13 protein-coding genes are annotated in these 13,915 nt (G+C 31.2%); 12 read left to right on the forward strand and 1 reads right to left on the reverse strand.

Going from position 1 to position 13,915, the window contains the following annotated elements; translation table 11 throughout:
- The first annotated feature begins 15 nt into the window (after nt 1-15).
- From DYE31_RS06435 to holA, 4 genes are all read left to right on the forward strand, one after another.
- Nucleotides 16-477, forward strand: a complete 462-nt coding sequence (locus tag DYE31_RS06435; protein WP_015900458.1) for a ComE operon protein 2 — start codon at nt 16-18, stop codon at nt 475-477.
- Between the two features lie 7 nt (nt 478-484).
- Nucleotides 485-2,368 carry a ComEC/Rec2 family competence protein gene (locus DYE31_RS06440; protein ID WP_015900457.1) on the forward strand — a complete coding sequence of 628 codons (1,884 nt, stop codon included), beginning with the start codon at nt 485-487 and terminating at the stop codon, nt 2,366-2,368.
- A gap of 14 nt (nt 2,369-2,382) precedes the next feature.
- Complete coding sequence (locus tag DYE31_RS12755; protein WP_015900456.1) at nt 2,383-2,721, forward strand: ComEC/Rec2 family competence protein; 339 nt, start codon at nt 2,383-2,385, stop codon at nt 2,719-2,721.
- 73 nt (nt 2,722-2,794) lie between these two features.
- Nucleotides 2,795-3,769 carry a DNA polymerase III subunit delta gene (gene holA, locus DYE31_RS06445; RefSeq protein WP_015900455.1) on the forward strand — a complete coding sequence of 325 codons (975 nt, stop codon included), beginning with the start codon at nt 2,795-2,797 and terminating at the stop codon, nt 3,767-3,769.
- 32 nt (nt 3,770-3,801) lie between these two features.
- Here the strand turns inward: holA and rpsT are convergent, their stop codons facing one another.
- Nucleotides 3,802-4,053: a 30S ribosomal protein S20 gene (gene rpsT / locus DYE31_RS06450; protein WP_015900454.1), complete on the reverse strand. Its 252-nt coding sequence runs from the start codon at nt 4,051-4,053 to the stop codon at nt 3,802-3,804.
- 264 nt (nt 4,054-4,317) lie between these two features.
- On the opposite strand from rpsT, the gene lepA reads away from it, so the two are divergent.
- The 8 genes from lepA to DYE31_RS06490 all read left to right on the forward strand — a co-directional run bounded on the left by lepA (nt 4,318) and on the right by DYE31_RS06490 (nt 13,915).
- Nucleotides 4,318-6,141 (forward strand): translation elongation factor 4, encoded by a 1,824-nt coding sequence (gene lepA, locus DYE31_RS06455; RefSeq protein ID WP_015900453.1) that lies wholly within the window; start codon nt 4,318-4,320, stop codon nt 6,139-6,141.
- 68 nt (nt 6,142-6,209) lie between these two features.
- On the forward strand, nt 6,210-7,331 hold the full coding sequence (gene hemW / locus DYE31_RS06460) for a radical SAM family heme chaperone HemW (RefSeq protein ID WP_015900452.1): 1,122 nt from the start codon (nt 6,210-6,212) through the stop codon (nt 7,329-7,331).
- Between the two features lie 104 nt (nt 7,332-7,435).
- Nucleotides 7,436-8,404, forward strand: a complete 969-nt coding sequence (gene hrcA / locus DYE31_RS06465; protein ID WP_015900451.1) for a heat-inducible transcriptional repressor HrcA — start codon at nt 7,436-7,438, stop codon at nt 8,402-8,404.
- Nucleotides 8,405-8,431: 27 nt separating this feature from the next.
- The gene (grpE, locus tag DYE31_RS06470; protein WP_015900450.1) at nt 8,432-9,028 is read left to right on the forward strand and encodes a nucleotide exchange factor GrpE; all 597 of its coding nucleotides are present in this window, start codon (nt 8,432-8,434) and stop codon (nt 9,026-9,028) included.
- Nucleotides 9,029-9,080: 52 nt separating this feature from the next.
- Nucleotides 9,081-10,904, forward strand: coding sequence for a molecular chaperone DnaK (gene dnaK, locus DYE31_RS06475; RefSeq protein WP_015900449.1), 1,824 nt, complete (start codon nt 9,081-9,083; stop codon nt 10,902-10,904).
- Nucleotides 10,905-11,082: 178 nt separating this feature from the next.
- On the forward strand, nt 11,083-12,216 hold the full coding sequence (gene dnaJ / locus DYE31_RS06480; protein ID WP_015900448.1) for a molecular chaperone DnaJ: 1,134 nt from the start codon (nt 11,083-11,085) through the stop codon (nt 12,214-12,216).
- Between the two features lie 6 nt (nt 12,217-12,222).
- A complete protein-coding gene (prmA, locus tag DYE31_RS06485; RefSeq protein ID WP_015900447.1) occupies nt 12,223-13,161 on the forward strand; it encodes a 50S ribosomal protein L11 methyltransferase in 939 nt (312 codons plus the stop codon).
- 1 nt (nt 13,162) lies between these two features.
- Nucleotides 13,163-13,915: a 16S rRNA (uracil(1498)-N(3))-methyltransferase gene (locus DYE31_RS06490; protein ID WP_015900446.1), complete on the forward strand. Its 753-nt coding sequence runs from the start codon at nt 13,163-13,165 to the stop codon at nt 13,913-13,915.

Consider the following 13,915-nt stretch of genomic DNA (forward strand, 5'->3'; position numbering starts at 1 on the left):
ACAGGAGGCTAATAGATGGACAGAATAAAATGGGAAGAATACTTTATGGCACAGAGTCATCTATTATCATTAAGATCAACATGTACTAGGTTATCTGTTGGGGCAACAATTGTAAAAGACAATAGAATAATTGCTGGAGGATACAATGGATCAGTAGCAGGTGAGGTTCACTGTATTGATGAAGGATGCCTCATGGAAGATAATCATTGTATTAGAACAATACATGCTGAAATGAACGCCTTATTGCAATGTACAAAACAAGGTGTTTCTACTGAAGGTGCAACCATATATGTAACACATTTTCCTTGTTTAAATTGTACTAAATCAATAATTCAAGCTGGAATTAAAAGAATATATTATGCTCAAGATTATCATAATCATGAATATGCAATTCAACTGCTAAAACAATCAGGAATAGAATATAAAAAGATACCATTTGATGCGAGACAAGTAGCAGAATACCTAACGAAGAAGTGACAACTAATTGATATATATTGCTTTAGCATTTTTAGATGGCATCTTGCTAATTTATAATAAGCCGCTTGCTATTACGCTTGCTGGCTTATTAATATTGATTATAATAAGAAGAAAAGTTCACATTTTACTAACAATATTTATATTATGTCAACTTATAATAAGTAATTATTGGTTTTCTAATTACGAAAATACTCAATCCAAAAAAATGGATTGGTTTAAGAATGATCGAAAAGTCAGCGGTACGTATTCTATTTTTGATATTCACGTAAAAAATAAGAAGTTCATTTTAGGTAAGGTTCAAATTAATGATGAAGAAATTACTTTTACTTATTTTCCAAAAAAATTATCAGAGCTTAAAGCTTTAGAAAATCTTCCTAATTATTCTAATTGCTTTGTATTAGGAAAAATTAAAAATGATGTAACTATCAGTATCAAACCTACAGTAACATTTAACAAGTTTGATATTTCTAGTTGCAAATTTGAAACATCAAACGACATATCAACTTATATCGCACTCCATAAACAATATTCATTAAAAAGGTTACGTGACTTTACACCATATTGGCAAAATACTTTTGCAATGATAACAGGGGATGTTAGTTATATAAGTCCTGAAATTTTAGATGTCGAAAAAGAATTAGGAATTTATCATTTGCTAGCGGTAAGTAGCTCGCACGTTGTAGTTATAGCTGCTATTTTTTATTTCTTTTTAAATAGATTTAATGTCCCTAAGTTTACCACACAATTTTTAATTATATTTACTTTGTTTCTATTTGCTTACTACACGAATTTTGCTCCGAGTGCTTTAAGAGCAATATTATGTATGACTTTTGTAATTTTACTCCCCAAAAAGTTTTATACATCCTTAATTGATATTCTCTCAATTGTATTTATCCTCTTGTGCATTTCATCCCCAAATATCATATTTGATATTGGTTTTCAATTTTCTTTCTTAATAACATTCTTTATCCTTATTTCATCACCAATTTTAAAGTCTTTAAAAAGTATACAGTCTGTTTTAGCTATTACTTTTATTTCGCAAGTTTCATCTTTTGTTATTAGTGCTTATTATTTTAATCAAATTCAATGGATTGGCTTTTTTTCAAACCTGCTATTTATACCATACTATTCTTTAATACTGTTTCCTCTCGCAATTTTCACTTATCTCTACATTCAATTATTCACCACAAATCACTTTCTTATAAGTTTAATTAATTTCTTTTATTCGTTACACGATCAATATTTAATAAAAATGTTCAAGTATTTTGAGCAGTTGCGTTGGTTTATTGGTGAACTAAATCATGTTTACGTAACTTATATGGTAATTTGGATAATAATTATTGCTTTATTTACTAACAACTTTATCAAAAGTTCTATTATAATTTTTATTATAGGTAGTATTTTAATTACAAAATTAACGACTCAGCCACAAACTAGATTTACAGCATTAAATGTTGGCCAAGGAGATTCTTTTCTTTTTGAAACTAATAATAAACATCGTATTTTAATTGATACTGGTGGGAAAGCTGACAAAGAAGGAGATATTTTTGAATTTGGTAAAGATAAAGAAAAAAATTCTAATTCTATAAGTAAATATCATATTATGCCCACTTTAAAAAAGAGGGGAATTAGTAATTTGGATTATATTATTATTACTCATCCACATGCAGATCATATTGGTGAACTAGAATATTTAATCAATCACATCAAAATCAAAAATATTATTGTAAATTTACAAAGCTATAATAATAAATTGTTATATTCACTTAAAGATATCTGTGATAAAAATCATATCAAATTACTAAATTCTTCCGACATCAACCAAATTACAATCGATGATAATAAAATTCAATTTCTAGATACTTCTTTTAATGAAAGTAAAGATATTTAAATGACCATTCAATTATGGCAATCATTAAAACACGTAAATATAATATACTAACCACTGGTGATGCAACTGTTAAAAATGAATCAAAATTATTAGCTAATTACTTAATTCCTAGAATTGATATTTTGAAAGTAGGCCATCATGGCAGTAAAACAAGTTCTAGTGAAAAGTTTATAAATAGTATCCATCCTCATTATAGCGTTATTTCGAGTGGTAAAAACAACGCATATAAACTTCCAAATAAAGAAGTAATAGGCCGTCTAAATAAAGTAAATTCTCAAATATATAATACTCAAAAAAATGGACAGATAACATTTAATCTAGATGATGAAATACAAGTATTAACAGAACAATAATAAATCATAGTGTGAATATTCTTTCGTAAATGCTATAATTTTAAAGTATGTAATTTGTTGAGAGGTGCTATTTGTGAAAGAAAACATCATTACAATATATGGAGAAGTACCTGAGCTAATCGAAAAAAAATCAAAAGAAATAGTGGATTCTTATTTACAAGAACCCAAGGATGATTTTAATTTTGTTAGCTTTGACCTAGCAGAAACAGAAATCAATATTTGTATTGAAGAAATTCTCACTCTTCCTTTTTTCTCTGATAAAAAAGTCGTTGTTATAAAAAATGCATATTTATTCACTGGAGAAAAAGGACCAAAAGATCTTAACCAAAATACGGACCAATTATTGGAATTTATTCAAAAATACGATGGCCAAACTTTAGTTGTATTTGAAGTTTATAATCCAAAATTGGATGAGCGAAAAAAATTAGTTAAAACTTTAAAAAAAGAAACTAAACTTATTAAAATTGAACAAATGTCTGAAGATGAAATAAAGAATTGGGTTAAAAATGAACTCAATCAACAATACAAAGATATAAAACAAGATGCTTTAAACCTTTTTATTGAACTGACTGGTATTAATTTTAATTTAATTAAACAAGAACTTGAAAAAATGGTTTTATTTTTAGGAGATCGACCTACGATTGTAAAACAAGATGTGGAGACAATAGTTAATAGAAGTTTAGAACAAAATGTGTTTTTATTAACTGATTACATTCAAAAAGGGCAAAAATCAGAAGCCATTAATTTAGTTAATGACTTAATTATTATGAAAGAAGAACCTATCAAATTGTTGGCCTTAATTACAAGCAATTTCAGATTGTATTATCAATGTAAAATCCTAGCAAATAAAGGTTATAGTCAACAGCAAATTGCTAAAACAGTCGGGGCGCATCCATTTCGTGTTAAGCTTGCCCTTAGAACATCTCGTCAATATGAATTAAGGCAATTAATGAGTATAATAAATGCCTGTGCTGAGACTGATTACAAACTTAAGTCTTCATATATGGATAAACAACTGATTTTAGAATTATTTATCTTATCAATATAAAAAAAGTTCAAGCGATTGCTTGAACTTTTTCATTATTTGTCTGCGCTCATTAATTGTGATTTAATGCGGTCAGCTTTGTTATTGTGGATTAAGTTAGCTTGAGCTGTTTTATCTACTTTCTTAACAGCAACACGTACTAATTCTTGTTTGTTATCAGCATTTTCAGCGATAGCTGCTTTTGCATGTTTCACTGCTGAACGCATGTCATTTTTTTGAGAAATATTTCTTGCTTCAGCTGTTTCATTTGTTCTTACACGTTTAATAGCAGATTTAATATTTGGCATTGAATGTCACCTCCTAAAAGTGATCTATGCTCATCAAATAAATATTTGATTACAACAAGAAATATTTTATCAAATGTACTATTAAACTGCAATCATTTATTTTAACTATGGGTTTCAAGATGACGTAATTTAAAGTAAAATAGAGACTAATGATGGCAATTCTTAATAGATTAAGATAAGTTGCATTAAATACGTAAACACGTTATTATATCAAAGATATCATACATAACGGTCTATTGAATAATACGAAAGTGAGTAGATAGAATGAACAATGAAGAACGTTTAGAACGTCAAAAAAATATACGAAATTTTTCTATCATTGCACATATTGACCACGGAAAGTCGACATTGGCTGATAGAATTTTAGAAAATACAAAAAGTGTAGAAACTAGAGATATGCAAGCGCAATTACTAGACTCAATGGATTTAGAGCGTGAGCGCGGTATTACAATTAAATTAAATGCAGTAAAGCTTAAATATGAAGCTAAAAATGGAGAATCTTATATTTTCCACTTGATTGATACACCAGGACACGTCGATTTTTCCTATGAAGTGTCACGTTCATTAGCAGCATGTGAAGGAGCTATTCTCGTTGTTGATGCTGCTCAAGGCATTGAAGCTCAAACATTAGCAAATGTTTATCTTGCTTTAGATAATGATTTAGAACTGCTTCCTGTCGTGAATAAAATCGATTTGCCAGCTGCAGAACCAGAACGTGTCAAACAAGAATTAGAAGACGTAATAGGTATAGATCAAGATGATGTGGTTCTTGCAAGTGCAAAATCAAACATTGGTATCGATGAAATTTTGGAAAAAATAGTTGAAACTATTCCAGCACCAAGCGGAGACCCATCTGCACCACTTAAAGCACTAATCTTTGATTCGGAATATGATCCATACAGAGGGGTTATTTCATCTATACGAATTGTAGATGGTGTGGTTAAAGCTGGAGATAAAATAAAAATGATGGCAAGCGGTAAAGAATTTGAAGTTACTGAAGTCGGTATTAATACACCTAAACAATTACCAGTTGATGAATTAACAGTAGGTGATGTAGGTTATATCACTGCAAGCATAAAAAATGTAGATGATTCACGTGTAGGTGACACTATTACACACGCTGACCAACCGGCAGAACAACCTTTAAAAGGTTATAAAAAAATGAATCCAATGGTTTATTGTGGTTTATTCCCAATCGATAATAAAAAATATAATGATCTTCGAGAAGCTTTAGAAAAGTTGCAATTAAATGATGCCTCACTTGAGTTTGAACCAGAAACTTCACAAGCATTAGGTTTTGGTTTCCGTACTGGATTCTTAGGCATGTTGCATATGGAGATAATTCAAGAACGTATTGAAAGGGAGTTTGGAATTGAATTAATTGCAACGGCTCCATCTGTAATATATGAATGTATCTTAAAAAATGGAGACAAGGTTATTGTAGATAATCCTTCTAAAATGCCTGAAAGAGACCAAATCGAAGAAATATATGAACCTTATGTTCGAGCGACTATTATGGTGCCGAATGATTATGTAGGGGCAGTAATGGAACTATGTCAACGTAAACGTGGGCAATTTATTAATATGGACTACTTGGATGATATTCGTGTAAATATCATATATGATATACCTTTATCTGAAGTCGTATTTGACTTTTTTGACCAAATTAAATCAAACACTAAAGGGTATGCATCTTTTGATTACGAATTAACAGGCTATAAAGAAAGTAATCTAGTTAAAATGGATATACTTCTCAATGGAGATAAGGTAGATGCATTAAGTTTTATTGTGCATAAGGAATTTGCGTATGAACGTGGTAAAGCCTTAGTAGAGAGGTTAAAAACGTTAATTCCACGACAACAATTCGAAGTACCTGTACAAGCCGCTGTAGGTCAAAAAATAGTTGCTCGTACAAATATAAAATCAATGGGTAAAAATGTATTATCTAAATGTTATGGTGGGGATATTAGCCGTAAACGTAAACTATTAGAAAAACAAAAAGCCGGTAAAGCTAAAATGAAAGCAGTCGGAAATGTTGAAATTCCTCAAGATGCCTTTTTAGCTGTATTAAAAATGGATGAAGATTAATAAAAGGTTGGGGCGATTTACATGTCCCACCTTTTTATTTTGAAGTTCAATCCCTAAGGAGTTAAAAAATGGAAACCAAAAGTGCTTATATTCATATTCCATTTTGTGTGCGAATATGTACATATTGCGATTTCAATAAGTATTTTATTCAAAATCAACCTGTGGACGAATATTTAAATTGTTTAATCAAGGAATTAAGTCAACCAAATAAGAAAGAATTAAATACAATGTTTGTCGGCGGCGGAACACCGACAGCTTTAAGTACTCAACAATTAGAAAAATTATTAAAAGCTATTAATGATAATTATATTATTAAAAATGAATATACATTTGAAGCAAATCCTGATGAGCTAACAAATGAAAAAGTGCAATTATTAAAAGATTATGGTGTCAATCGCCTTTCTATGGGGGTACAAACATTCGATCAATCTTTATTAAAAATACTTGGTAGAACACATAATACAAATGATATTTACCAAGCAGTGAATCTAGCAAACAAATTTGATATTAATTCAATTAGTTTAGATTTAATGTATCATTTACCTGGACAAACAATACATCAATTTGAAGAAAGTTTAGATATAGCATTATCAATGGATATTAATCATATTTCAAGCTATGGTTTAATTCTTGAACCCAAAACACAATTTTACAATATGTACAGAAAAGGTAAATTAAAACTGCCTAATGAAGATTTGGGAGAAGAAATGTATGATTTACTCCTTGATAAAATTCAAAATTCAAATATGCACCAGTATGAAATTTCAAATTTTAGCCAAGTCAATCATGAATCAGAACATAATAAAGTTTATTGGAAAAATGAATATTACTATGGGTTTGGCGCAGGTGCAAGCGGATATGTAGATGGTGTAAGATATTCTAATGTTAACCCAGTTAATCATTATATTAAAAAAATTAAAAATGGAGAAAAACCAATTCTTCAGTCTACAATACCTAATTTTAAAGAACAAATTGAAGAACAAATGTTTTTAGGACTAAGAATGAACAAAGGTGTTTCCAAAAAAACATTTGAAAATAGATTTGATAAACGCCTTGATGATATCTATTCAAATGAATTAAATGATTTGATTAGCAAAGGATTAATCGAAGATAAAGGTGAATATGTCAAATTGACTGAAAGAGGAAAAGTAATAGGAAATGAAGTCTTCGAGGCTTTTTTGATTGATTAAAAAGAACATTTTTCACTACTAATGCTTTAACATTGACTTACTTTGACCAATTTGATAAATTATAATTAGCACTTGAGAGAAGAGAGTGCTAATGAGGTGGAAACATGATTACCAATAGACAACAAAGCATTCTGAATGCCATTGTTGAAGATTATGTTGATTATGGTTTGCCTGTGGGATCTAAAACAGTAATTGAAAGACACCAAGTAAATGTAAGTCCGGCGACAATTCGAAATGAAATGAAAATTTTAGAAGGTATGGGATTGATTGAAAAAGCCCATGCTTCTTCCGGTAGATCGCCATCGATTAAAGGTTTTAGGTACTATGTGGACCAATTGTTGGAAAATACTTCTCCTCGGACAGAATTTAATAATCAGCGTCTCAATAAACTTTTAGCTGATTATAATTACAATTTATCAAATGCATTGAGCGTTTATGCAAATGAATTGTCAATGTCAACTAAATATACTACGTTGATTATGAAACCGAATCAGTCGAAAGATTTAATAACTGATGTTCATTTATTTAACACAGTTGCTCATTTAGTTATAATGGTAATTGTGTTTGAATCAGGCAATGTAGAACACCTGCAATTAGCAGTCCCTGAAAAAATTTCTAAAAATCGGTTAGTTCAAATAGCTAACTATATTAAGAGTATATTTAATGCTGATATGAGAAATGATTTTTCAGATGAGACATTTATGCATTCAAATGACTATTTGATTGTTAATCAATTAATCGATTTGTTAAATCAACGATTAAATGATATTACTACTGATATTTTTTTTGGTGGTAAAGCGAATTTAATAGATACTTTGAATGAACAAAATGTTAACTCTATCCAACAAATTCTTCAATATTTAGAGTCCAATAAGATATTGAAATTATTTGAAGATGATAATCACTCTGGTATCGATGTAAAAATCGGTCAAGAAATTGATAATGGTTTAGAAGATATTTCGATTATTCTAAGCGATTATCACATTGACAATCATCTTAAAGGGCACGTAGCAGTTATTGGACCGACAGCTATGCGTTATCAAAATGTGATTCAATTACTATATAAAGTCTAGTAATTAAGTAGTATTGGAGGACAGAAAATGACAGAAAAAGATCAATCAGTTAATAATGAAGAATTTGCTGAAAAAGAAGATAACACAGCAAAAGATTCGAATACTGACGAACAAATTGAAAAAACTGCAAGTGAAGATGATGTACAAAATGATTCTTCAGCAGTTGATGACAAAGAAAAAGAAATCCAACAATTAAAAGAAGAAGTAAACGAACAAGAAGAAAAGTATTTACGTCTTTACGCAGAATTTGAAAATTACAAAAGACGTATTCAAAATGAAAATCAAACATTAAAAACTTATCAAGCTCAGTGTGTTCTAACAGATATCCTTCCTACAATCGATAATATAGAACGTGCGCTTCAAATTGAAGGTGAGGATGAATCATTTAAATCTCTTCAAAAAGGAGTTCAGATGGTTTATGAAAGCTTATTGAGAGCTTTAGAAGAAAACGGTTTAGAAAAAATTGAAGCTGTTGGTCAGCAATTTGATCCAAATTTCCATCAAGCAGTTATGCAAGATGAAGATGATTCGTTTGAATCAAATGCTGTTACTCAAGAACTTCAAACTGGTTATAAGTTGAAAGATCGTGTATTACGACCTTCAATGGTAAAAGTAAACCAATAATAATTTTTATAATTAACTATACAACAAATGAAAATAGGAGGAATTTTTAGTTATGGGTAAAATTATAGGTATTGACTTAGGTACAACAAATTCTTGCGTGGCTGTTTTAGAAGGCGACGAACCTAAAGTTATTCAAAATCCAGAAGGTGCTCGCACAACTCCATCAGTTGTAGCATTCAAAAACGGCGAAACACAAGTAGGTGAAGTTGCTAAACGTCAAGCAATCACAAATCCTAATACTATCCAATCTATTAAACGTGAAATGGGTACTGATTACAAAGTAGACGTTGATGGAAAAAATTATACACCACAAGAAATTTCAGCAATGATTTTACAAAACTTAAAAAGCACTGCTGAAAGCTATTTAGGTGATAAAGTAGATAAAGCCGTTATTACAGTTCCAGCTTATTTTAATGATGCTGAGCGTCAAGCAACAAAAGATGCTGGTAAAATCGCAGGTCTAGAGGTAGAACGTATTATTAATGAACCAACTGCCGCAGCTTTAGCATATGGTCTAGATAAAACTGAACAAGACGAAAAAGTATTAGTATTTGACCTTGGTGGCGGTACTTTCGACGTTTCTATTCTTGAATTAGGAGATGGCGTATTCGAAGTATTATCTACTGCTGGTGACAATAAATTAGGTGGCGATGATTTCGACCAAGTTATTATTGACTACCTTGTTGAAGAATTCAAAAAAGAAAATGGTATCGACTTATCTCAAGATAAAATGGCGTTACAACGTTTGAAAGATGCTGCTGAAAAAGCTAAAAAAGATTTGTCTGGTGTCTCTCAAACTCAAATTTCATTACCATTTATCTCAGCGGGAGAAAGTGGTCCATTACACTTAGAAATTACATTAACTCGTTCTAAATTTGAAGAGTTATCAGATGAATTAGTACGTCGTACTATGGGGCCAACTCGTCAAGCATTAAGCGATGCTGGTTTATCAAGTAATGATATTGATGAAGTAATATTAGTTGGTGGTTCAACTCGTATTCCAGCTGTACAAGAAGCTGTTAAAAAAGAAGTTGGAAAAGAACCAAATAAAAGTGTTAACCCAGATGAAGTTGTTGCAATGGGTGCAGCTATCCAAGGCGGCGTGATTTCTGGCGATGTTAAAGACGTAGTATTATTAGACGTTACACCATTATCATTAGGTATTGAAATCATGGGCGGACGTATGAACACATTAATCGAAAGAAATACAACTATCCCAACATCTAAATCACAAGTATACTCAACTGCTGCAGATAACCAACCTGCTGTTGATATTCATGTATTACAAGGTGAACGCCCAATGGCATCTGACAATAAAACATTAGGAAGATTTTCATTAACTGATATTCCACCAGCTCCACGTGGTGTTCCTCAAATCGAAGTAACTTTCGATATTGATAAAAACGGTATCGTTAATGTAACTGCTAAAGATTTAGGAACTAATAAAGAGCAAAACATTACTATCGAATCAAGTTCTGCTTTATCAGATGATGAAATCGATCGCATGGTTAAAGATGCTGAACAAAATGCTGAAGAAGATAAAAAACGTCGTGAAGAAAGTGACCTTAGAAATGAAGCAGACAGCTTAGTATTCCAAGTTGATAAAACTCTAAAAGATTTAGGTGATAATGTTTCTGAAGATGACAAAAAACAAGCTGAAGATAAAAAAGAAGCATTAAAATCAGCACTTGAAGGTCAAGATTTAGAAGACATTAAAACTAAAAAAGAAGAACTTGAAAAAGTCGTTCAAGAACTATCTATGAAAGTTTATCAACAAGCTCAACAAGGCGATGCTGCAGGTTCAAATCAAAGCGACGTTGAAGATGCTGAGTACACTGAAGTTAAAGACGATGATGATAAAAAAGACAATAAATAATTGATTTTCATATCAATTTTTAAAGCTGCAATAAAATAGAATATTCTTTGCGGCTTCTTGAATTAAAATTTAAGTCAAAGCCAATGAACAATTGGCTTTGACTTTTTATTATTTAACCAACTATACTTTATAAGTGTAAAAATTGAAAAATGTATTTAATAGATAAGGAGAGATCACAGTGGCAAAAAGAGACTATTATGAAGTCTTGGGTGTCAGCAAAGATGCGTCAAAAGACGAAATCAAAAAAGCTTACCGTAAATTGTCCAAAAAATATCACCCAGATATTAACCAAGAAGAAGGCGCCGAAGAAAAATTTAAAGAGATATCAGAAGCTTATGAAGTATTGAGTGATGAAAATAAGCGTGCTAATTATGACCAATTCGGCCACGATGGTCCCCAAGGTGGTTTTGGAGGACAAGGATTTGGTGGCGGCCAAGACTTTGGTGGTTTTGGTGGCGGCTTCGAAGATATATTCAGCTCATTCTTTGGCGGAGGTGCACAACGAGACCCTAATGTACCACGCAAAGGTGATGATTTACAATATACAATGACGGTAACCTTTGAAGAAGCTGCATTTGGTACTGAAAAAGAAATTTCTATTCGTAAGCAAGTAAAATGTGAGACTTGCGATGGATCTGGTGCTAAACCAGGTTCTAAGAAAAAAACTTGCCATTATTGTAATGGTTCAGGTCATGTTTCAGTAGAGCAAAATACTATTTTGGGACGTGTAAGAACTGAAAAAGTTTGTCCTGTTTGTAATGGAACAGGAGAAGAAATAGAAGAACCTTGTCCAACATGTCATGGTAAGGGAACTGAAACTAAAAATGTTAAAATTAAAGTTAAAGTACCAGAAGGTGTTGACAATGACCAACAAATCCGTTTAGCTGGTGAAGGCGCTCCAGGTCACAATGGCGGACCTCAAGGTGACTTATACGTTGTATTCCGTGTGGAACCTTCTGATACTTTCGAACGTGAAGGTGACGATATTTTCTATAACTTAAACGTCAGCTTCCCTCAAGCTGCTTTAGGAGATGAAATCAAAGTTCCTACCTTGAAAGGGCATGTTATGCTAAGTGTTCCTGAAGGTACTCAAAATGGCAAACAATTCCGTATGAAAGAAAAAGGTATTAAGAATGTTCATGGTTATGGATATGGTGATTTATTTATCAATATTAATGTAGTAACACCTACAAAATTAAATGATAAACAAAAATCTATAATGCGCGAATTTGCAGAAGTAAGCGGTGAAGAAATCACTGAGCAACCAACTAATTTCAAAGAACGAGCTCGTAGATTCTTTAAAGGAGAATAGATACCTATGAACTGGATGGAAGTTTCAATTGTTATTAATCATGAAGTACAAGAGTTTGTAACGAGTATACTTGAAGAAAATGAATCTAATGGAGTAGTAATTGAAGACTCTAAAGATTTAGATGGAGAATTAGCCGATAAATTCGGTGAGATTTATGAACTAGACCCAAATGATTATCCTGATACAGGCGTTCGTGTTAAAGCTTATTTTAATGAAATAGATTATTCTGAAGAGCTTAAAAATCAGCTTTTACGTAATATACAAGAACTTGCAGAACTAGATAAAAATATTTTTGATTATAATGAACAAATAATAAAAGAATCCGACTGGGAAAATGAATGGAAAAATTATTTTCATCCTTTTAAAGCATCTAAAAACTTTACAATAGTACCTAGTTGGGAAACTTATCAAAAAGAAAGTGATTCTGAACTTTGTATAGAATTAGATCCTGGTATGGCATTTGGTACTGGTGATCATCCAACTACAAGTATGTGTTTAAATGCTATAGAACAATATGTAAAACCAAGTGACAGTGTGATCGATGTAGGTACTGGCTCAGGAATCTTAAGTATCGCTTGCCACTTGCTTGGTGTAAGACATATTAAAGCTGTCGATTTGGATGAATTAGCTGTAAGAGTAGCTAAAGAAAATTTCGAAAAAAATTCATGTGAAAATGCAATTGAAACGACAACCGGCAATTTATTAAAAGGTGAAACAAATAAATATGATGTTGTTATTGCAAATATCTTAGCTCATATTATTGAAGAAATGATAGAAGACGCTTATAATACTTTAAATGAAGAGGGTCGCTTTATCACTTCAGGTATTATTATAGAGAAGAGCGATGAAATAATTGAACATATGAAGCGTGTAGGTTTCAATATCATTTCTATTAATCACGACAACGGTTGGGCATGTATCGTTGGAGAGAAAGTGAGCAATTAATATGCAAAGATATTTTATAAATCAAAACGCTGATATAAATCAGCGTTTTTTTATTACTGAAAAAGAAGATATTCACCATATTAGTACTGTAATGAGAAATCAACCTAATGATTTTATCATCGTTACATTTAATCATGGTAAAGTTTATAAGTGTAAAATAATCTCTATACATAATGAAGAGATAGAAATTGAATTAAATGAAGAACTTAATTCTGATACTGAACTACCAGTTGAGGTTACAATTTGCAGTGGCTTATTAAAAGCTGACAAATATGAATGGTTACTACAAAAATGTACTGAACTTGGAGCTTCTCATTTTATTCCTGTACAAATGGATCGGTCTATTGTGAAACTGAACCAAAACAAAATCGAGAAAAAATTAGTAAGATGGAATAAAATTGTTAAAGAAGCAGCTGAACAAAGTTACCGTCTAATTATACCTACATTCGAATTTATATCGAATTTAAAGCAAGTATATGTTAATATAGATAAATATGATTATGTGCTTGTCGCATACGAAGATGCTGCAAAAGAAGGAGAAATTAGTCAATTAAAAAAGACACTGCAACAATTCCAAAGTGGCAATCGTATTTTAATAGTTTTTGGTCCAGAAGGTGGGCTAAGTGAAGAAGAAGTTGCATTATTCCAAGGAAATAGTGAAATAGTTGGTCTAGGCAAACGGATTCTTCGAGCTGAAACTGCTCCATTGTATGCGTTAAGTGCTATAAGTTATGAAAAAGAATTAATGGGGTGA

The sequence above is a fragment of the Staphylococcus carnosus genome, assembly GCF_900458435.1.
GTDB lineage: Bacteria > Bacillota > Bacilli > Staphylococcales > Staphylococcaceae > Staphylococcus > Staphylococcus carnosus.

Coding starts and splice junctions, on each gene's coding strand:
- DYE31_RS06435 (WP_015900458.1), top strand. CDS start 16: ATGGACAGAATAAAATGGGAAGAATACTTTATGGCACAGAGTCATCTA.
- DYE31_RS12755 (WP_015900456.1), top strand. CDS start 2,383: ATGGCAATCATTAAAACACGTAAATATAATATACTAACCACTGGTGAT.
- rpsT (WP_015900454.1), bottom strand. CDS start 4,053: ATGCCAAATATTAAATCTGCTATTAAACGTGTAAGAACAAATGAAACA.
- lepA (WP_015900453.1), top strand. CDS start 4,318: ATGAACAATGAAGAACGTTTAGAACGTCAAAAAAATATACGAAATTTT.
- hemW (WP_015900452.1), top strand. CDS start 6,210: ATGGAAACCAAAAGTGCTTATATTCATATTCCATTTTGTGTGCGAATA.
- hrcA (WP_015900451.1), top strand. CDS start 7,436: ATGATTACCAATAGACAACAAAGCATTCTGAATGCCATTGTTGAAGAT.
- grpE (WP_015900450.1), top strand. CDS start 8,432: ATGACAGAAAAAGATCAATCAGTTAATAATGAAGAATTTGCTGAAAAA.
- dnaK (WP_015900449.1), top strand. CDS start 9,081: ATGGGTAAAATTATAGGTATTGACTTAGGTACAACAAATTCTTGCGTG.
- prmA (WP_015900447.1), top strand. CDS start 12,223: ATGAACTGGATGGAAGTTTCAATTGTTATTAATCATGAAGTACAAGAG.
- DYE31_RS06490 (WP_015900446.1), top strand. CDS start 13,163: ATGCAAAGATATTTTATAAATCAAAACGCTGATATAAATCAGCGTTTT.